Annotated in this window: 18 protein-coding genes; 16 read left to right on the top strand and 2 right to left on the bottom strand. The window is 41.8% G+C overall.

Going from position 1 to position 19392, the window contains the following annotated elements:
• Positions 1-255 precede the first annotated feature (255 nt).
• The 9 genes from ACQRCC_RS09710 (at position 256) to ACQRCC_RS09670 (ending at position 6303) form a co-directional block, all read left to right on the top strand.
• Positions 256-1545 (top strand): ATP-binding protein, encoded by a 1290-nt coding sequence (locus tag ACQRCC_RS09710; RefSeq protein WP_427850620.1) that lies wholly within the window; start codon positions 256-258, stop codon positions 1543-1545.
• A 156-nt stretch (positions 1546-1701) separates the two neighbouring features.
• Positions 1702-2514: an acyltransferase domain-containing protein gene (locus ACQRCC_RS09705; RefSeq protein WP_427850619.1), complete on the top strand. Its 813-nt coding sequence runs from the start codon at positions 1702-1704 to the stop codon at positions 2512-2514.
• A gap of 155 nt (positions 2515-2669) precedes the next feature.
• Entirely contained in the window at positions 2670-2849 is a 180-nt protein-coding gene (locus ACQRCC_RS09700; RefSeq protein ID WP_427850618.1) for a hypothetical protein, read from the top strand.
• A gap of 363 nt (positions 2850-3212) precedes the next feature.
• Positions 3213-3548, top strand: coding sequence for a DUF6442 family protein (locus ACQRCC_RS09695; RefSeq protein WP_427850617.1), 336 nt, complete (start codon positions 3213-3215; stop codon positions 3546-3548).
• 8 nt (positions 3549-3556) lie between these two features.
• Complete coding sequence (locus ACQRCC_RS09690) at positions 3557-3766, top strand: helix-turn-helix transcriptional regulator (RefSeq protein WP_427850616.1); 210 nt, start codon at positions 3557-3559, stop codon at positions 3764-3766.
• 57 nt (positions 3767-3823) lie between these two features.
• Positions 3824-4273, top strand: a complete 450-nt coding sequence (locus ACQRCC_RS09685) for a GNAT family N-acetyltransferase (protein WP_427850615.1) — start codon at positions 3824-3826, stop codon at positions 4271-4273.
• 119 nt (positions 4274-4392) lie between these two features.
• Positions 4393-5055: a phosphatase PAP2 family protein gene (locus tag ACQRCC_RS09680; protein ID WP_427850614.1), complete on the top strand. Its 663-nt coding sequence runs from the start codon at positions 4393-4395 to the stop codon at positions 5053-5055.
• A gap of 15 nt (positions 5056-5070) precedes the next feature.
• The gene (locus ACQRCC_RS09675; protein WP_427850613.1) at positions 5071-5688 is read left to right on the top strand and encodes a helix-turn-helix domain-containing protein; all 618 of its coding nucleotides are present in this window, start codon (positions 5071-5073) and stop codon (positions 5686-5688) included.
• Positions 5689-5814: 126 nt separating this feature from the next.
• A complete protein-coding gene (locus tag ACQRCC_RS09670) occupies positions 5815-6303 on the top strand; it encodes a hypothetical protein (RefSeq protein WP_427850612.1) in 489 nt (162 codons plus the stop codon).
• Here ACQRCC_RS09670 and ACQRCC_RS09665 read toward each other — a convergent pair.
• Positions 6300-7178: a DUF2877 domain-containing protein gene (locus ACQRCC_RS09665; protein WP_427850611.1), complete on the bottom strand. Its 879-nt coding sequence runs from the start codon at positions 7176-7178 to the stop codon at positions 6300-6302. The two genes, ACQRCC_RS09670 and ACQRCC_RS09665, sit on opposite strands and share 4 nt — an antisense overlap.
• A gap of 373 nt (positions 7179-7551) precedes the next feature.
• Here ACQRCC_RS09665 and allB (ACQRCC_RS09660) point away from each other — a divergent pair, with 373 nt between their 5' ends.
• Genes allB (ACQRCC_RS09660) through ACQRCC_RS09645 form a run of 4 tightly spaced genes read left to right on the top strand, consistent with a single transcriptional unit; the run spans position 7552 to position 13127 of the window.
• A complete protein-coding gene (allB, locus tag ACQRCC_RS09660) occupies positions 7552-8955 on the top strand; it encodes an allantoinase AllB (RefSeq protein WP_427850610.1) in 1404 nt (467 codons plus the stop codon).
• 31 nt (positions 8956-8986) lie between these two features.
• Positions 8987-10342 (top strand): NCS1 family transporter, encoded by a 1356-nt coding sequence (locus tag ACQRCC_RS09655; protein ID WP_427850609.1) that lies wholly within the window; start codon positions 8987-8989, stop codon positions 10340-10342.
• A 20-nt stretch (positions 10343-10362) separates the two neighbouring features.
• Positions 10363-11736 carry an allantoinase AllB gene (gene allB, locus ACQRCC_RS09650; RefSeq protein ID WP_427850608.1) on the top strand — a complete coding sequence of 458 codons (1374 nt, stop codon included), beginning with the start codon at positions 10363-10365 and terminating at the stop codon, positions 11734-11736.
• Between the two features lie 29 nt (positions 11737-11765).
• A complete protein-coding gene (locus ACQRCC_RS09645; protein WP_427850607.1) occupies positions 11766-13127 on the top strand; it encodes an NCS1 family transporter in 1362 nt (453 codons plus the stop codon).
• A gap of 114 nt (positions 13128-13241) precedes the next feature.
• Here the strand turns inward: ACQRCC_RS09645 and ACQRCC_RS09640 are convergent, their stop codons facing one another.
• Positions 13242-14126 carry an alpha/beta hydrolase gene (locus ACQRCC_RS09640; protein ID WP_427850606.1) on the bottom strand — a complete coding sequence of 295 codons (885 nt, stop codon included), beginning with the start codon at positions 14124-14126 and terminating at the stop codon, positions 13242-13244.
• Between the two features lie 314 nt (positions 14127-14440).
• On the opposite strand from ACQRCC_RS09640, the gene allE reads away from it, so the two are divergent.
• From allE to fdrA, 3 genes are all read left to right on the top strand, one after another.
• Positions 14441-15235, top strand: coding sequence for a (S)-ureidoglycine aminohydrolase (allE, locus tag ACQRCC_RS09635; RefSeq protein WP_427850605.1), 795 nt, complete (start codon positions 14441-14443; stop codon positions 15233-15235).
• A gap of 64 nt (positions 15236-15299) precedes the next feature.
• Entirely contained in the window at positions 15300-16352 is a 1053-nt protein-coding gene (allD, locus tag ACQRCC_RS09630) for an ureidoglycolate dehydrogenase (protein ID WP_427850604.1), read from the top strand.
• Positions 16353-16379: 27 nt separating this feature from the next.
• A complete protein-coding gene (gene fdrA, locus ACQRCC_RS09625) occupies positions 16380-19388 on the top strand; it encodes an acyl-CoA synthetase FdrA (protein ID WP_427850603.1) in 3009 nt (1002 codons plus the stop codon).
• The last annotated feature ends 4 nt before the right edge of the window (positions 19389-19392 follow it).

Here is a 19392-nt window from a genome sequence, read left to right as displayed (position 1 = left end):
ATTAGAATCTCAAATTAACTTCATGTATATATTGTTACGACGAAGAGTCATCTTTTTAACACTATGCGCGTTCTCGTGGGTTCGGTCAAAATGAGCGATCGCATTATCAGAGAAATGATGGGATTTTAGTGAAAACTTAGGTGTAAATGCACCTAAGTTTTAAGTGATTGTTTGATATTTTGCAAAAACGGTGGTATACTATACTTGAAAGTTGGGGTAAAATACCCATAAGTTTTAAGTGATCGGAGGACTACTATGCAGAATATTATTAAGCGTGACGAATATCTTTGCAGAATTATTGACAGAAAGGAAAACGGACTGATTAAGGTTATTACCGGTATCAGAAGATGCGGAAAGAGCTTTCTCCTGTTTAATCTGTTTTATGATTATCTGATCGAAAGCGGAGTAAAAGAAGAACAGATTATTACGATTGCCCTGGATGATGATACCTTTGTAAAGTACCGTGATCCTGATGAATTGTCAAAATATATTCGCGGGAAAATCGTTAACTCGGACATGTACTATGTTCTCATTGATGAGGTGCAGTACGCAATCACAAAAGATGAACTTAAAAATCCTGAGAACATCAGGCTTTACAATGTACTCAACGGTCTTATGCGGCTTCGCAATGTTGATATTTATGTAACTGGAAGCAACTCCAAAATGCTTACGAAAGATGTATTGACCGCCTTTCGTGGCAGAGGTGACGAGGTAAAGATTTACCCAATCTCTTTCAAAGAGTATTATTCCTTTGTGGGCGGAGATAAATCCGACGCCTATGAAGAATACGCTCTGTACGGCGGTATGCCGCTTGTTTTAGCAAAAAAGAGCGACGCAGATAAGATGAACTATTTGCAAACTCTTTTCACCGAAGTATATTTCAAAGACATTGTGGAGCGTTACGATATAGAATTGCCAGATGTACTCAGCGAATTAACGGATGACCTGTGTTCTTCCGTTGGTTCACTTACTAATGCAAGTAAAATTTCAAATACCTTGCAGACGGTAAAAAACATTAAGGTTTCAGGTACAACCGTTTCAAACTATCTGAATTATCTGATTGAATCGTTCCTGTTCAGCAATGCGAAACGATATGATGTAAAAGGAAAGAAGTATTTTGAGTATCCGTCAAAGTATTACTGTGCCGACATCGGACTTCGCAACGCAAGACTTAATTTCAGGCAGCAGGAAGAGACTCACATAATGGAGAACATCATTTATAATGAGCTTCTGTGCCGTGAGTATTCCGTTGATGTTGGTGTTGTAGAGATTGTGGAAACCACCGCTGGGAAAAGATCAAAAAAGCAGTGTGAGATAGATTTTGTAGTAAACAAAGGTTCTAAAAAATACTATATCCAATCTGCACTGAATGTTTCGGAACCGTCAAAGCTTGAAACCGAACTCAGACCTTTGAAGAATACCAAAGATTTCTTCAAAAAGATTATAATCAGTAAAACCTCAATGAAGCCCTGGACCGATGAGGACGGAATTCTTCATCTCGGACTTTATGAGTTCTTGCTGAATGAAAATTCCCTTGAGTTATAAAATGAATAAAATCACCTATAAGATTGTCATCTGAAAAGGATGACGATTTTTTATACAGTATTTTCATGAAATTTTGTTAAAGCGGTTGATTATGGTGTTTTATAAAGTCGTGTGTTAGAATGATACTAGAAAACGTAATTGTAGAGGTAATGGAAAATGAATATATCTACATTGTGCGACAAAATAGAATTGCAACCTTATGTTAAAAAGCGTGTTTTATCGTTTGTGGAGGATTTTGATTTTCGATCAGTAGATGAGCTGCAAAAGGGTTATCTTATCTACAAAAATATGAATGAAGCATTAACTCAGACCCAGGCTATACTTGATAAAGATACGGATGGCATCAAGATTCTTTCTTGTATGCTCAAAGCCTCTTTGGACGCCTATGAGGTATATCAGGAGAAGGAGATTCCTGACGATATATATTTTGCTACTATGAGGTGCTTCACGCGTTTTATTGATGAAACTTACAAAATGACAGGAAGATTTTGTTTTGACCGCTATTGGTGGACAACTCGACAAGTGGGCTGTCATTTGTTTAGGATTGGTGAGTTGGAATATGAGATTAAACATATAGATAAAAATGTCGTTATAGGCATACATATTCCGTCGAATGCAGATTTTTCGCCACTTACTGTTGAAAAATCTTTGCAGGATGCACATAGGTTTTTTGTGAAGTATTATCCTTCATTGAGTGGCGCAGAGTACCGTTGTCATTCTTGGCTTTTAGATAGTCAGCTAAAGGGTATGCTTGGTAATAATTCTAATATTATCGATTTTCAAAATAGGTTTGAAATATTTGATGAAGGCGAAGCTGAAACTGAATTTATTGAGTGGGTATATAATACAAAGTCAACCGATTATAGTACCTTGCCTGAAAATACCTCTTTGCAAATTAATGTAAAAAAACATCTTTTGGCAGGTGGAGTAATTAGGAACGCTTATGGTAGAATAAAAGAAAAACGTTGACAAATTGAAATGATTTTATGTCTGTTTCTTTTTACTGCCTGCGGAGCGAAGCAATCTTTTTAGCAGTAATATGGATGACTATTTCGACGAAGAAGATGCGAAATTTGTGGCGATGAAATAGATATAACTTGGTTTTAGCAGATTGAGGTGATTTTATGTGTGATGTAAAAAAATACAATGAAATATATAAGGATATAGTATCATTGCAGCCAGAGGATACATTACAGTTAGTGTTAGAAGCTGAGACGGAGGAAGAAAAGATTTTTTATGAATTGATTGGAGATTTTCTTCTTCAGATGAAGCAGAAGCAGGTGATTGAAAGTAATTTGTTTTAAGTGTCCTTTCGTCCATCTAAAACCCCACAGGCTGCTATCGCTCAGAAGTAGTGCAACGATGGTGATAGATATAAGCAAATAATTAAATTTTAAGGAAACTCCCATTGCATTTATCGTGTGAGGGGAGTTTTTTTGCCATGCATACACAAAAATGGTTTAGTGCCCCCTTTTTTGCGGTGTGACCGGCGGCACAGAGCGAATTTATTAGATAAATTCACGGCTACATACTGGAAAAGTTATTTTTCAGCCGCGATGATAGAAATGTGGGCGGATGAATTATCGGATAAATCTATTGACAAGTTAACTTGGCGGTGCGATAATATAATTGCAAATAAAACTTGGCAATTGTTGGGAGGTTTTACCATGAACAAAGAGGAAATACTCGAAAGAAGCAGAAAAGAAAACAAGAATCAGGATGTCTATGAGAAAGAGGTCATCGTTCAGGGGAATCGGTATGCATGCATTGCGGCTGCTGTACTTGCAACGATATTTTTTGTGATTCAGATTTTTGTTGGAGAAGGAATAGATTACGGATTATATGCTGTTGTGTTCTCTATGCCAATGGCCGGATTTTGGGTGAAATATAAAAAACTACATAAAAAGCACGAATTGTTTGTCGCTGTTTGCTATACAATCGGAGTTCTCTCATTCTCTGTTGCACATATTTATGAGGTAGTTTCTGCATCGCAGATTTTATAAGGTGGCTTATGGAACAAGAATTAATACTTAAAAACCGATTAAAAGAAATCAGAACTGAACAGGGCTTATCTCAGGCAAAGCTTGCGGAAATCGTAGGCGTATCAAGAAATACGATTAGTTCCATTGAAACAGGTCAGTTCAGTCCGACGGCAAAACTTGCACTGGTGTTATGTATAGCACTGGACAAAAAGTTTGAAGATATTTTCTATTTTGACTAAGGAATAGAAAATATAGTTTTTATGCGAAAGTTAATTTTGAATTGGGAGTGAAGAATTATGGAAGTAATTAATTATTTTTCAAGCGATCGGCAGGGGCACTGGCTTGCTGAGATTGGAAAATGTGATTGGGGTGCCGGTCAATTTTTGTATAAGTTGCTGAAGAACGGAGAACTGCAGGACTATGTAGGCGAAAATCCGAAAGTGTTGCTCCTTGTAAATGATGATGAATTGGTGTCATTTTGTACATATGCAGAGAAAGATGATATTCAGCCAACTGATTTGACACCCTGGATTGGATGGGTTTATACATTTCCGCAGAGAAGAGGGCACTATTATGTGGGGCAACTATTCGCGGAGATTGAAAGGATTGCAAAGTCTGAAAATGTTAGTGAAGTTTTTATTTCAACGAATCATGAAGGATTGTATGAAAAATATGGATGTGAATTCTATCAAATGATGAATGATATTAATGGAGAACCATCACGTGTATACAGAAAATGCTTCTAAATTGAGAATGATACGATTCGTGTCACGCATGTGACAGTGCGATTCTTTCTGTTTTTTGCGTCTTTTGCTACTTTCGAATTAGCCTACGGGCAAAAGAGGAAGAGAAAGGACATAGAAAAATGAAAAAGAATGGAAAAAGATTATTGATTATAGGGATTATGTTGGTTGCAGCATTTGCTGTTTGGACATTATTAATACAGATTGTAGATGTGCAGCCTGTTGGACAAAACGGAACTGATATCGGTTTTGCGACATTTAACTGCTGGTTTCACAAATTAACAGGTGTGCATATGACAATCTATACCATCACTGACTGGCTGGGGCTTGTACCATTATTCATCTGCATGGTGTTCGGTGGAGTGGGATTTGTTCAATTGGTTAAGAGAAGAAGTCTTTTTAAAGTGGACTACGATATTATTTTCCTGGGAATATATTACGTTATGGTAATATTTGGTTATTTTATCTTCGAGATGATTCCCATCAATTACAGACCAATACTTATCGATGGATTTATGGAGTCTTCGTATCCATCCTCAACAACACTTCTTGTATTAAGTGTTATGCCAACGCTTATTTATCAGGTTAATCGCAGGCTGGAAAATGTTGCGGTTAAAAAAGTTGTTAGTATTCTTGCAATCATCTTTTCTGCATTTATGGTAATAGGACGACTGGTTTCGGGAGTTCATTGGTTTACAGATATTTTGGGTTCTATAATGCTGAGTGCAGGATTATTTTGTATCTATAAAGCAGCTGTTATGCTATGTTACAAAGAAGAAAACTAATATGGAGGTTCTGCTGTGGAATTTCATGAAAAACTTCAGGAGTTGAGAAAAAATAGAGGGCTTACACAGGAAGAATTAGCGGAGGCTTTATTTGTATCCAGAACTGCCATTTCAAAATGGGAATCAGGAAGAGGATATCCAAGTATCGACTCGTTAAAGGAAATATCCAATTATTTTGGGGTAACAATTGATGATTTGTTATCGGGAGATAGATTGCTGTCTATAGCTGAGAAGGAAAACAAATCAAATATTCGAAATATGTGCGACTTGTTGTTCGGAATTGTAGATTTATTATCCTTTACACTTATCGTTCTGCCGCTTTATCCAAACCCGGTTGATGGATATGTTTTCTCGGTAAATCTGTTTTCGTACACGGAAACAACATCATTTAATCGCTTAGTATACTGGATTATGTTTGTTGCCCTTATTGTGATTGGAGTTGTGAAAATTCTGCTGACACAACTCAAAATTGAAAAAGGACATAAAATTATGACGGGTAGTTCGATGGGGCTAAGCATTTTGACGGTGCTGTTTTTGGCAATGGCAACAGAACCCTACGCTATAACCGTGGCATTTCTGCTATTGATCATAAAAGGGGTACTGCTTTTAAAATATATAAAGGCAAGCAATTAAGTGCAGGCTCCCTTATGTAAGTGAAAACAGGGCGAATTCGCTCTGTTTTTTGCTGGAATTTTGCACTTTTGTAGCACTGTATAAGGTATAATATTAACAAACATGATAGAAGAAAGGAAAAAGGTTATGAAAAGATTAGCAGTGTTATTATGTGGATTGTGCCTGACAGGTGCATTGACAGCCTGTGGAGCAGCCCAGGGAGAGTCTGGCAGCGAAGGGCAGGATGAGACGGAAAATGTGATGATGATGGATCAGGATGACAGCTGGTATGAACTTACGGAAGAGACTGGCACAATTACGGTCAGAATTCCGATGGACAGTACTGCTCCATACGAATGGGATTTTTCCGTCGGAAATGACGGATCTGTGGAATTGCTCACACAGGAGGTTGTGGAAAATGATCAGGGTGAAGATGGAGAGAATGACAGTCTCTGGGTTGCTTCATTCAGAAGCATCAGTACACAGGAGGAAGAAGTTTCGTTATCATTTGCCTATTCTTATGAGGATCAGTTAAAGGAGATTCGTAACCTGCAGCTTAAGCTGAGTGCGGATGGAAAGATTACAGAGGTTACAGGAAATGCTGTGATTGGAATAGATTTAGCTGAGGAGAATTAAGTCTCCTCAGTCAGAGAAAGTGCCCAGAGGATACCACACAGGGTGTCGGTGCCGGAGGAGTGACCGATGGCAAGGAAGTCCTTCAGAATCTTCCCGGCATCCGGAAGACTGGTCAGAGAATTGACGGCAGCACTGAATTGCCCGTCCAGGGCGCATAGAAGAAATGCTGCACTGATCGCGTTGGTATCGGTCAGGTGTTCGGCAATCTGAGTATGCAGGGCCTGAGAAAATGTTTCCTCCTCTTTTCCGGTTAGAATCAGGCCGGCAAGAACGCCGCACAGAAAATCATCACCGCATGGCGTAAGACCGGTGCCAAGGCCGATCAGACCGCAAAGATCTCTGGCAGCCGGAATCATCTGGCTGTCTTTATAATGTGCATGGGCAGCAGTCATTCGTTTGTCTGCTGCCTGGAGCATGAGATTCTCCAGGGAATCCTCAGGATCACTGATTAACATGGAAAAACCTCCTGTGGAAGTTCTCCGTAGTGCCTGGTGGATTTCTCTGGCTAAATTGCTAATGCTTTCCCGTGTCAAATGGGCAGAGAGCCCGAGATCGCGGGTGAGAGCGTTATCAAAGCTAAAGACTGCCGCTGGTTCAATTGACGAAGCGTTTTCGTAAATCCCAAGAAGAGAGTGCGCCGGATCAACCCGTACCACCATCGCTGAAGTGACACCAAGGGATGCCATTTCTTCCTGAGAAAGATCTGTAATCAGGCTGATGGGAGACAGAGGAGAATGGATGGCCTGAAGAGCCATCAATTGTCCGTTTATCTGTATATTAATTGTTTTTCGATAAACAGAGTGAACCGTGCCCGAGCCATCTGTCTGTAAAAAATTTCGGGCAAAATCTGAGGTATGTAAAATAGGAAAAATCATGGTGATAACTCCTTCTGTTTATGATATAGTGTTGTAAAATCCATCATAGCAGAAAACGAAGAAACATACAACTGAACAGATATTATAAGCTGGTTTTATTAAAAAAATAAAATAAAGAAACCGGTTTTTAGATTTTAAGTGTAAAATGGTGGGTTTTCCACCATTTTTTTTGCTTATTTTCGACAAAATGTTCAAAAAATCAAAATTATGAATAAAAAAACCGCTTTAATTATCCAATATATACAAAAAAATGACAAAATATTTTATTTAAAAGGGTATTGTGCTTTGGGTATTTTTTCAGTAAAATACAGACAAGGAATTAAAATATGGTTGACCAGTACCAAAAAAACAAATTTACAAGGAGGAAAAAGCAATGTATGATTTAGTGATTAAGAATGGTAAGCTTGTAACACCGGACCGCATTTTTGAAGCAGATGTAGCCATTAAAGATGGTAAATATGCGGCATTTGTTACACCGGGAACAGAAGTAGAGGCAGAAGAGACCATTGATGCGAAAGGAAATTATGTATTTCCGGGAATCATTGACTGTCATGCACATTTAAACGAGCCTGGATTTGAGTATCGCGAAGATTTTGAAACGGGTTCACGCGCAGCTGCAGTAGCAGGATGTACGACTCTGATTGATATGCCGTTAAATAATGACCCATCTCTTATGAATAAAGAAATTTTTGACCTGAAGATGGGAAAAATCAGCAAGCACTCCGTTGTTGACTACGCTTTGTGGGGAGGAATCGTAGGAGACTATGATGACCAGCCGGGTTCTGTTAAGAATAATATGAATGATCTGGTAGATCTTCATAACTGTGGAGTTGCTGCATTTAAAGGATTTACATGTCCGAATGGAGACCTGTTCCCGACAGTAAATATGGGAAATGTTCGTAAGGCACTGGAAATTCTGAAACCATATGGTGCACTGTGCGGATTCCATTGCGAAGAATTTGGACAGGTTCTTGAGAGAGAAAAAGAAGCAAAGGCAAAAGAAGGAAGAACCAATGATGAAAAGATTCGTGACTTCCTGGATGCACATGATGTATGGACAGAGTATGTTGCTACAAAGAATGTCATTGATATGGCAAGAGCAACAGGCGGCCGCGTACATATTTGCCATGTCAGCCACCCGATGGTAGCTCAGGTTGTGAAAGATGCCATCCATGAAGGACTTCCGATTACAGCTGAGACATGTCCTCACTATCTTGGATTTACAGAGGACTTCGTATTTGAAAAAGGTGCTCCGGCAAAATGTACTCCTCCGATGCGCAAGAAAGAGGATATGGAGAAGCTTTGGGACTATGTTCTGGACGGAACTTTATCCTGTGTCGGCAGTGACCACTCTCCGGCAGCAGATGAAGAAAAAGATAACGCAACCAAAGATATCTGGCATGCATGGGGCGGACTTAATGCAATTCAGTTCTTCCTGCCAATGATGTTCGATATGGTAGTTAATAAGAAGGGCTTAAGCCCAAGCCTGATCGCTAAGGTTATGGATTACAATCCGGCAAAAGTGTTCGGACTGTATGGACGCAAAGGTGCGTTTGAACTTGGTTTCGACGGTGATATCGTTATTCTTGATCCGGAAAAAGCATGGAAATGTGAGCAGGAGAAGTTATTGACCAAAGGTCATGTGTCATGTTTCGATGGTCTGGAAGGAAAGGGAGCTCCGGTATGTACAATTATCAGAGGAAAGGTTGTAGCCGCTGATGGAATGTACAAAGAAGAGGCTATTGGCTATGGAGAGTACGTTACACCGGTGAAATAATACAACGCTTTAAGAAAAAAGGAGAGAGATTATGAGTGATGTAAACAACGAAAAGAAACAGGCCAGCTCATTGGCTCCAATCGCGCCAAAAGATCGTATCATGAGCTGGGGATCCAACACCATGCTCTGGCTTGGTGGATGTATTTCCATCGGAACTCTGACAATGGGTTCAGCTCAGCTGGAAAAGGGTCTTAATCTGGTGCAGCTGTTCATGGCAGTATTTCTCGGATCACTGATCCTGATTATCGGTATTGCAATGAACGACCAGTTCAGTTACAAAACAGGTGCTCCGTATGCAATTCAGCTGAAGAGTGCATTCGGTACAAAGGGAAGCACAATTCCTGTACTTCTCCGTGGACTTCCGGCTATCGTATGGTATGGTTTCCAGACATGGCTTGGAGGAGCAGCACTTAACAATATTTCCATTGTGTTCTTTGGATTTGATAATATCTGGGTATTCTTCATTTTATTCCAGATTATTCAGATTCTCCTGTCAATCAAGGGATTCCAGGGAGCAAAATGGGTAGGAAATGTCGGCGGTGTCGTTATTTCCATAGCTATGATCTATCTGCTTTACATCTGCCTTACACAGTACGGTGATGTAATCGGTGATAAGCTTATGAGCCACAGCGGAACATGGGGAATGCCATTCATCGGTGCTGTTATTGCTTTCTTCGGAAACAGTACAACAGTTATGCTGAATGCCGGTGACTATTCCCGTGAGGTGAAGGCAGGATATTCTTCCGTACAGCGTGGAGCATCCTACTTCCTGGCTATGGTTCCTGCAACAGTATTACTTGGTCTGATCGGTGCTATGGCTTCCACAGCTACAGGTATCGCTAACCCGATCAATGCATTTGCACAGATGGTAGATAACAAGGTAGTTCTTCTTGTAACATTAGGATTCATTATCTTTGCACAGTTATCAACCAACCTTGCAAGTAACGTTATTCCGCCTGCATATGCATTTATGGATGTATTTAAGATTAAGCACAGAACAGCAGTTATCCTGGTAGGTATCCTGGCAGTATGTACATGTCCGTGGATCCTGACAAATGACAGCTCAGCAGCAGGACTTGACCTGTTTGTTAAGATTTACTCTGCATTCTTTGCACCGATCTTTGCAGTACTGATCACAGACTTCTTCATTCTTCATAAGAGAAATATTACAAAAGAAGTTCTGGATGATCTGTATGATGAAAAAGGAAATCACGCAGGTGTGAACTGGGCAGCAATCATCGCTATCGCAGTCGGCGCTGTTATCGGTCTGATCAATGTAAACGTATCATTCTTTACAGCAACCATTCCTACAGGACTTATCTTCTACTTCCTGATGAAGAAGATGCCATCCTGTGAGCGTTTCAGAAAAGGAACAACATTAGAGTAAGATGTTAGGAGGATTCCTCTATGTATGATTTATTAATTAAAAATGGAAAAATTGTTACTGCTGATGCAGTATCAGAAGGAAATATCGCAGTAAAAGACGGTAAGATCGCAGCAGTTCTTGCAAAAGGAGAGGAGCCGGAAGCAGCAAAAGTCATTGATGCAGCAGGCAAATATGTATTCCCTGGAGCAATTGATACCCACGCACATCTGAATGATCCGGGATTTGAGTGGCGTGAAGATTATGAGCACGGCACAGCGGCAGCTGCATTGGGCGGATATACAACCGTTATTGATATGCCACTTCAGAATGATCCATGTATGACAAATGCAGAAGCTTTTGATTTCAAAGAGAAGAAAGTTTCTCCGAATGCATACGTAGACTACTGCTTCTGGGGCGGACTTACAAGCTATAATTTCAATGACTTAAAAGATCTGGATGAAAAGGGATGCGTATCCTTCAAGTCCTTTATCGGACCGGTATCTCCGGACTATGAGTCACTGAATTATGGACAGGCTTTAGAGGCTATGGACATTATTAAACAGTTTGACGGACGTGCTGGATTCCACTGCGAAGACTATGCGATCATTAAGAATCAGGAGAAGAGAATGAAGGAAGCCGGACGCAATGACTGGAAGGCATTCCTTGAGTCCCGTCCGGTAGTGGCTGAGATCGTTGCTACTGACGCGATCATTGAGATTGCAAAGGCTACAGGATGTAAGGCTCACATCTGCCACGTATCTCACCCGGCAGTTGCTAAGAAGATCAAGGCAGCTCAGGATGAAGGATATGATATCACAGCTGAGACATGTACACATTACCTGACATTCTCCAGTGATGATGTAATCGAAAAAGGACCTCTGTACAAATGTGCACCGATTCTTCAGCCGAAAGAAGCTGTAGAAGAGATGTGGGAGTATGTAAAGGCAGGAGTATTCAGCGGTATCGCTTCCGACCATTCTCCATGTTCTTATGATGAGAAGTACAACGAGATCCTTGGAAATAAGATCGAAACTGTATTTGATGTATGGGGCGGATGCTCCGGTATCCAGAGCGGTTTCCAGGCAACTTTCAGTGAAGGTGTTGTAAAACGTGGCGTATGCCCGACAGTAATTGCCAATGCAATGTCCGTACTGCCGGCTAAGGCTTTCGGAATTTACGGCAAGAAGGGTGATATCAAAGCAGGCTTTGACGCAGACCTCTTAATCGTAGATCCAGACAAAGAGTGGGAGATCACCAGCGATTCCCTCCTCTATGTAAATAAGATTTCAGCCTTCGTTGGTCTGAAAGGCAAAGGACTTCCGGTTGTGACTCTGGTTCGTGGTAATGTGATTGCAGAAGATGGCAAGATCGTTGCTGAGAAAGGTGTAGGAGAACTGGTTAAGAAAATTAAATAAGTATCGAAAGAGAAAGAGAGAGTAAAAGTATGAGTATGGTTGAAAACATGAAGCTGAATCCGGAACTCGTAAAAGATGTAGACCCGGATCTTCAGCCGACACAAAAACGTATCATGGGTACGCTGTCTTATACAGCAAGCTTTATGGGAGGATGTGTATCTATCGGTACATTCTCCATGGGTGCCAGCCTGATCGGTGTTCTGACTGTAACACAGGCCGTTATCGCTATGGCAATCGGATGTCTGGTTATCGCCATTGCACTGGCAATCATCGGTAACTGCGGACACAAATATGGTATTCCGTTCACTGTACAGCTTCGAAGCAGTTTTGGTACAACAGGTGTTAAGATTCCTGGTGTCCTGCGTGGACTTCCGGCTATCGTATGGTTTGGATTCCAGAGCTGGGTAGGTGCAGGAGCAATCAACAGCTGTTTCAAGATGCTGTTTGGATTTGACAATCTGCCTGTAGTATATGTACTGTTTACCATCCTTCAGGTTGCACTTGCAATCAAAGGATTCGAAGGAATCAAATGGCTGGAGAACATTTCATGTATCTTCATCATTGCAATCCTGATCTACATGCTGTATGTAGTAAATACACAGTTCTCAACAGAGATCGGTGATGTATTCTCGGGAATTAAAGGAACATGGGGCATGCCATTCTGGGCAGCAACAACCTCCTTCCTTGGAATTTATTCTACAATGATTATCAATGCATCTGACTATGCACGTAATGCAACAGATGATATTAAGCCGGTAAAAGCAGCAAGCATTTACACAATCGCAATCCTGCCTGTAACACTGTTCATGGGTCTGATCGGACTTCTTGTAACAGCAGCAACAGGAAACAGTGACCCGGTAGCAGTATTCTCTACAACAATGGACAGCAAATTCCTTACAATCGTAACACTGCTCTTCATTGCATTTGCACAGGTTACAACAAACGTACTGAACAACATCGTTCCTCCGTCATACGTACTGATGGAATCCTTCCACATGAAATGGTCACATGCAACCATCCTGGTAGGAATTCTCTCCATCTGCGTAATGCCGTGGAAACTGGTTACAGCTGAGTCTGCAGCAGGACTGAATCTCTTTACACAGTTCTACTCCGCATTCCTTGGACCAATCTTTGCGGTTATGGCAGTGGATTACTATATCCTTCGTAAGAAGAAACTGGATATCAACGATATGTACGACAAGCAGGGTGCATTTAAGGGAATTAACTGGGCAGCAGTTATTGCCATCATCTTTGGTTCTCTGTGTTCACTGCTGGTAATGCAGCTGTCATGGTATGTAAGTTTGATTCCTACAGGAGTTGCTTACTACTTGCTGATGAAGGTTATGCCATCATCAAAACCGTTCTGCAAAGGAACAATTTTCGACAAATAAGATATTATCATTCGTTTTTGTTGCCATGAAAAACGGGGCTGGGTGTAAGGTACAACCAGCCCCGTCAAAAAATTAACAGGGGACGTAGTAAAATGCATTTTACTACGTCCCCTGTTAATTTTTTCTCGAATCCGCAATTTTACTATATTTCGGCAGTTTCTCATCCAGAAATCGCACGGTTGCTTCCAGAAGTCTCCTGGTATAAGGACTTTCCGGATCGCGGTCGAAGTCGTGTTCGCTTGAAGCTGCGATAAATCTCTGGCAGGAATAGCGACCGCAGAGCTCCAGGAATTCTGAATAAGGTACGTCCGTGTCATTGATACTGTGTGCGCAGAACAGAGGACACGGGAATGAAGCACATGTCCGAAGGGAATAATCCAGGAAAAAGAATTTGTCACGCCCTTCATAAAAGAGGTCTTTCCAGGTTCCGGTCTGTCTTGCATATACATAGATGCTGTAGTGGGTATCCAGGCTTCCTTTTGCATGAATCTTATCCGGGATTCCTTTCAGGCAGGATTCGCCGACTGGCGGCAGCTTGCAGTAGAATTTGCTGGGAGCGTTATACCATCCGTCGCAGAGAAAACCATATCCGTAATAAGACAGGATTCCGGCGGGCGCTGTTTTCAGTTTCCCGCTGGCGGCGGCAATCAGGCACAGATATGCTCCGGCAGAACGTCCCCAGAGAAAATAGGGGATTCGGCTCTCTACGTAAGTAATGCTGTTCTCACAGTAGTCGTTAATGGATGCGCAGACATCCTCCAGGATCAGTTCAAGTTTGGCTGCGGGAGCCAGAGGATAATCGAAAGCAGCGATGGCATAGCCGGCCTGAGTCAGTGTGTGAAGATGTCCCTCGGGCAGGTCGTTTCGTGATCCGTACAGGAGTCCGCCTCCGTGAAAATAGAGGATGCAGGCCTTGGGCCGGGTATTGGATTCGGTGTAAATGGTGACAGATTTGTCATAGAGAGAATCGGATAAACGCAGTTCTCTTTTTTGCAGCATAATACTCTCCTCCTTCGTGAAATAATTGTTTTAAAAAGTGGTTGTTAAAATCATGCGAATATTTAAATAATTTTAAAAATAGTTTCAAAACGGAATCGAATAATCCCTCTTCAGAACAGTATATCACAATATAAAATGATTTCAATAGTATACAAAATGCGAAAAGGGGGAATTGTAGACAAAATAAAAACCGTGAATTTGTCTAAAATGTCCATTGAAAAAATGAGGATATCCTGTAATAATGATAATATAAAAAACTGGTTGACCACTAAAAGAAAAACTTTAAAACAAAACAAGAAAGAGAGGTACATGAAATGAGTTATTTAAACAATCAGATTGGATACCGCGATGCTATGCTGGAGACACGTTCCATTATTAAGAAAGAGAACTATGTTGTTCTGGAACCGGACGGACTGGTAAAAAACAGTATTCCGGGATTTGAGAACTGTGATGTAACAATTCTTGGTTCACCTGAGATGGGAGCTTCTTTTGCAGATTATCTTGTAACTGCACATGCAGGTGGAAAGAATGCAAAGGTTGGAGCAGAAGGAATTGAGACATTCCTGTATGTTATCGAAGGAGCAGTATCTGTAAAGAATGCTGACAAGGAAGCTGATCTTACACAGGGTGGATACATTTATTCACCGGCAGGAAATCTTGTTTCCTTTGAAAATAAAGGCGATGCAGATGCAAAGATTTATCTGTACAAACGCAGATACAATGCAATTGAAGGATACAGCGCTTACACAGTAGTGGGAAATGCAAATGAACTTCCATGGATTTCTTATGAAGGAATGGAAAACTGCTATGTTCAGAATTTCCTTCCTACAGATGATTTCGGATTTGATATGAACATGCATATCCTGAAATTCCATCTTGGTGCTTCTCATGGTTATATTGAGACTCACGTTCAGGAGCATGGTATGTATTTCCTTACCGGAAAGGCTATGTACAGACTGGACAATGACTGGGTACCGCTTCAGAAAGGTGACTATGTATTTATGGATGCATACTGCCCACAGGCATGCTACGCAGTAGGAGATGAGGGACGTGACGAAGCTCTTACATACATCTACTCCAAAGACTGCAACAGAGACGTAGAGCTGTAAGACGAATGCACTCTGCATTTCATATATCTTTTGTATGAAATAAAAAAGAAGGATGGTAGGATTAATGAAACTTTCAAGAGAAGAATTAAAAGGATTGATGAAAAATAAAATGATTCAGGCTGGTCTTCGCGAAGATCACGCTGAGCAGACAGCTGAAATCCTCACATGGGCACATGAGAGAGGATATGCATCTCACGGTGCAGTTCGTGTAGAGTATTATTGCGAGAGGATTTTCAAAGGTGGTATTACTCACGAGCCAAACATTACATGGAACCAGACAGGTCCATGCTCCGGAATTATGGATGGAGATAACGGAATTGGTTACTGGGTAGCTACAAAGGCTACAGAAAAAGCAATTGAGATGGCAAAAGAGAATGGTGTTGCAGTTGTAGGAATGGCTAACGTTTCTCATACAGGTTCTATCGGATACTACACAGAGATGTGTGCAAAACAGGGACTTGCAGCTATCACATTCTGCCAGTCTGACCCGATGGCAGTACCGTACGGCGGAGCAGAGCCATACTATGGAACAAACCCGATTTCTTTCGCAGCTCCTACAGCAGATGACCGTATTGTTGTTTTTGATATGGCAACAACCGTACAGGCATGGGGCAAGATTCTGGACAAGAGATCCCAGGGTGCAGAAATTCCTTCAGACTGGGCAGTAGATGAAGATGGTGCTCCTGTAACAGATCCTCACAAAGTAAATGCTCTTACACCAATCGCAGGTGCAAAGGGATATGGACTTATGATGATGGTAGACGTATTCTCAGGTGTACTTCTGGGTGTTCCGTTTGGTAAGCATGTAAGCTCCATGTATCATGACTGCTCTAAAGGACGTGAGCTTGGACAGATGATCATCGTTATGGATCCGGAGAGATTCTGTGGCGCTGAGCAGTTCAAGAAGAATATGTCTCAGACCTGTGATGAGCTGGATGCTATGAAACCGGCTCCGGGATTTGACAAAGTATATTATCCGGGCGAAAGAGCTGTTATGAGAAGAAATAAGAACTACGAAAATGGTGGAATTGAAGTAGTAGATGAGATCGTTGAATATCTGAAAGGTGATGCTATTCACTTCGACAGATGGGATCACAAGAACAGATTTGCGGATTAATAAAAGGAAAAAGAGAGGAGAAATGACATGTTAAAAACAGTTGTAAAAAAAGGCAGTTATCAGGATTCTGTTGTTCTGATGCTTCTGACAAATGAGATTTCTTCATTAGAGGGAGTAAACAAGATTCAGGTTATGATGGCTACTCCTGCTAACAAAGATATTTTCAAGACAAGTGGACTTGATACAGAAGAACTGATGGCAGCTACTGCAAATGACATGGTAGTTGTAGCTGATATTGAGGATGATGCAGTACTTGACGTAGTTATGGAGAAGGTTGAGGAATTCCTGAAGAAACAGGCTACAGCAAGCGAAGGCAAGAAGGGTGCTGAGAGTGTAAAATCCTGGGATTCCGCTCTTAAGAAAGCTCCGGAAGCTAATCTTGCAGTTATCTCCATCCCTGGAGCATACGCAGCACTTGAGGCTGACCGTGCACTGGATGAGGGACTGAATGTATTTATGTTCTCTGATAACGTAACAGTAGAAGATGAGAAGGCATTGAAAGAGAAAGCACACGCTAAAGGTCTTGCAGTTATGGGACCTGACTGTGGTACCGGTATCATTCAGGGAGTGCCGATCGCATTTACAAATAAAGTTTCCAAAGGTTCTATCGGTATTATCGGTGCATCCGGAACAGGTATCCAGGAACTGACCACTATTATCGACAGATTGGGCGAAGGTGTTACAAACGCTATCGGTATCGGCGGACGTGACCTGAACGCAAAAATCGGTGGTATCACAATGATGGATATGATCGATGCCATGGAAGATGACGATACAGTAAAAGTGCTGGTAATCGTTTCCAAGCCGCCGGCAAAGGAAGTAAGAGACAGAATTTCCGCAAGACTGTCCAACTTCAGCAAACCGGTTGTTACACTGTTCGTGGGTGAGAAACCAGAATATCACGAAGAGAACTTCTATCACTGCTACACACTGGATGAAGCTGCACGTAAGGCAGTAAGTCTGGTAAGAGGAACTGAGATTCCGGAGGCAGTTGCAGATGTAGATGAGTCCGAGTTCTACAAAGTAGAAGACGGAAAGACAATTAAGGCTTATTACTCAGGCGGTACACTGGCAAATGAGGCAGCTATGCTGATCAAAGATGCCATGAACTGCAAAGTTCCGCCGGAGGATATCGAAGGCTATATGCTTCAGTTAGACGGCAACGTTGTTGTTGACCTGGGAGATGACGCTTATACACAGGGTAAACCGCATCCGATGATCGACCCTGCAAAACGTATCGAATGCATGCAGGAGGCAGTAGATGATGAGTCTACAGGTGTTGTACTCTTTGACGTTATGCTTGGATATGGTTCCCATGCAGACATGGCAGGATCTCTGATCCCGACTATTAAAGAGCTTCAGGCAAAAGCAGAAGCTGCAGGAAGAAAAGTATTCTTCATTTCAACTGTATGTGGTACAAGAAGCGATTATCAGGGATACGACGAAGCAGTTAACAAATTAAAAGAAGCTGGTGTAATCGTATGTGAGAACAACAAACTTGCATGCCGTACCGCAATCCGTGCAATCGGAAGAGATTTCGAAGAGCCGATTAAAGAGATCCGTGCTAAGGAAGTAGTAGAGGTGGAGAAGGCAGCTCCTTCTGATAAACTCCGTGCATTACTTTCCGAGAAACCAAATATCATCAACATCGGTCTGAAGAGCTTTGCAGAGGTTGTAGAAGACTTCGGATGTGAAGTGGTACAGTATGACTGGCAGCCACCGGCAGGCGGAAATATCAAACTCATCAAGACTCTGAATTTCCTGAGAAATTATGAGGGAATCGATGAAATGAACCGCGAAGTTATCGCTAAGGTAGTAGCTTCTCAGCCGGTACTGAAAGACAATGTTCGTGCAAAAGAAGTTATTCCACAGTTCGCAGAGAACAACGGAAAAGTGATCCTTCATGCAGGTCCGCCGGTAGCTTACGCTGATATGCCGGATCCGATGCAGGGATCATGCGTTGGTGCTGTAATGTTTGAGGAATGGGCAGATACAGAAGAAGAAGCAAGAAGAATGCTTGAAAACGGAGAGATTAAATTCATCCCATGTCACCACTGTGATGCAGTAGGACCGATGGGTGGTATCACATCTCCGAACATGGCTGTATTCGTAGTTGAGAACGAGACAGGCGGAAACAGAGCATATTGTACAATGAATGAAGGTATCGGTAAGGTTCTTCGTTTCGGTGCATATGATGAAGAGGTTGTTAACAGACTTCGCTGGATGAGAGATGTTCTTGGCCCAACACTTGGAAAAGCACTTCGTTCCATGGAGAATGGACTTGCAATCAACCCGTTAATTGCAAAAGCAGTTGCTATGGGAGATGAGTTCCATCAGAGAAATATCGCTGCATCTCTTGCATTCCTGAAAGAGATGGCTCCAATCATCACAGCAATGGATATGGATGAGAAGGATCGTTATGACGTAATCAAGTTCCTGGCTGATACAGATCAGTTCTTCCTGAACATCATGATGGCTACAGGTAAGGCTGTTATGGATGATGCCCGCAAGGGAACAGACGGAACTATCGTTACAGCAATGTGCCGTAACGGACACGAATTCGGTATCCGTATCGCAGGTATGGGAGATGAGTGGTTCACAGGACCGGTTAATACTCCGCAGGGTCTGTACTTCACAGGATATGATGCAGATGATGCTTGTCCGGATATGGGAGACAGTGCTATCACAGAGACATTTGGTGTCGGCGGTATGGCTATGATCGCAGCTCCGGCTGTTACAAGATTCGTAGGTGCAGGCGGATATGAGGATGCTCTGCGTACAAGTAACGAGATGATGGAAATCGTAATCGACAGAAATCCGAACTTCACAGTTCCTACATGGAACTTCCAGGGAATCTGTCTGGGTATTGATGCAAGACTTGTAGTAGAAAAAGGTATTACACCTGTTATCAATACCGGTATTGCTAACAAAGTAGCCGGAAGAGGACAGATTGGTGCAGGTACTGTTCATCCGCCAATCGAGTGTTTTGAAAAAGCTGTCGTAGCATATGCTAAGAAGCTTGGATTCGAAGCATAAGAGA

It is taken from the genome of Sporofaciens sp. SGI.106, assembly GCF_050314255.1.
Taxonomy (GTDB): Bacteria; Bacillota; Clostridia; order Lachnospirales; family Lachnospiraceae; genus Claveliimonas.
The sequence above is the reverse complement of the archived record's forward strand: the minus strand, read 5'-3'. Positions and strand labels throughout refer to the sequence as shown.

Coding starts and splice junctions, on each gene's coding strand:
- ACQRCC_RS09655 (WP_427850609.1), top strand. CDS start 8,987: ATGAGTGATGTAAACAACGAAAAGAAACAGGCCAGCTCATTGGCTCCA.
- ACQRCC_RS09680 (WP_427850614.1), top strand. CDS start 4,393: ATGAAAAAGAATGGAAAAAGATTATTGATTATAGGGATTATGTTGGTT.
- ACQRCC_RS09640 (WP_427850606.1), bottom strand. CDS start 14,126: ATGCTGCAAAAAAGAGAACTGCGTTTATCCGATTCTCTCTATGACAAA.
- ACQRCC_RS09685 (WP_427850615.1), top strand. CDS start 3,824: ATGGAAGTAATTAATTATTTTTCAAGCGATCGGCAGGGGCACTGGCTT.
- ACQRCC_RS09670 (WP_427850612.1), top strand. CDS start 5,815: ATGAAAAGATTAGCAGTGTTATTATGTGGATTGTGCCTGACAGGTGCA.
- ACQRCC_RS09690 (WP_427850616.1), top strand. CDS start 3,557: ATGGAACAAGAATTAATACTTAAAAACCGATTAAAAGAAATCAGAACT.
- ACQRCC_RS09645 (WP_427850607.1), top strand. CDS start 11,766: ATGAGTATGGTTGAAAACATGAAGCTGAATCCGGAACTCGTAAAAGAT.
- fdrA (WP_427850603.1), top strand. CDS start 16,380: ATGTTAAAAACAGTTGTAAAAAAAGGCAGTTATCAGGATTCTGTTGTT.
- ACQRCC_RS09695 (WP_427850617.1), top strand. CDS start 3,213: ATGAACAAAGAGGAAATACTCGAAAGAAGCAGAAAAGAAAACAAGAAT.
- allD (WP_427850604.1), top strand. CDS start 15,300: ATGAAACTTTCAAGAGAAGAATTAAAAGGATTGATGAAAAATAAAATG.
- allE (WP_427850605.1), top strand. CDS start 14,441: ATGAGTTATTTAAACAATCAGATTGGATACCGCGATGCTATGCTGGAG.
- allB (WP_427850608.1), top strand. CDS start 10,363: ATGTATGATTTATTAATTAAAAATGGAAAAATTGTTACTGCTGATGCA.
- ACQRCC_RS09665 (WP_427850611.1), bottom strand. CDS start 7,178: ATGATTTTTCCTATTTTACATACCTCAGATTTTGCCCGAAATTTTTTA.
- allB (WP_427850610.1), top strand. CDS start 7,552: ATGTATGATTTAGTGATTAAGAATGGTAAGCTTGTAACACCGGACCGC.
- ACQRCC_RS09705 (WP_427850619.1), top strand. CDS start 1,702: ATGAATATATCTACATTGTGCGACAAAATAGAATTGCAACCTTATGTT.
- ACQRCC_RS09710 (WP_427850620.1), top strand. CDS start 256: ATGCAGAATATTATTAAGCGTGACGAATATCTTTGCAGAATTATTGAC.
- ACQRCC_RS09700 (WP_427850618.1), top strand. CDS start 2,670: ATGTGTGATGTAAAAAAATACAATGAAATATATAAGGATATAGTATCA.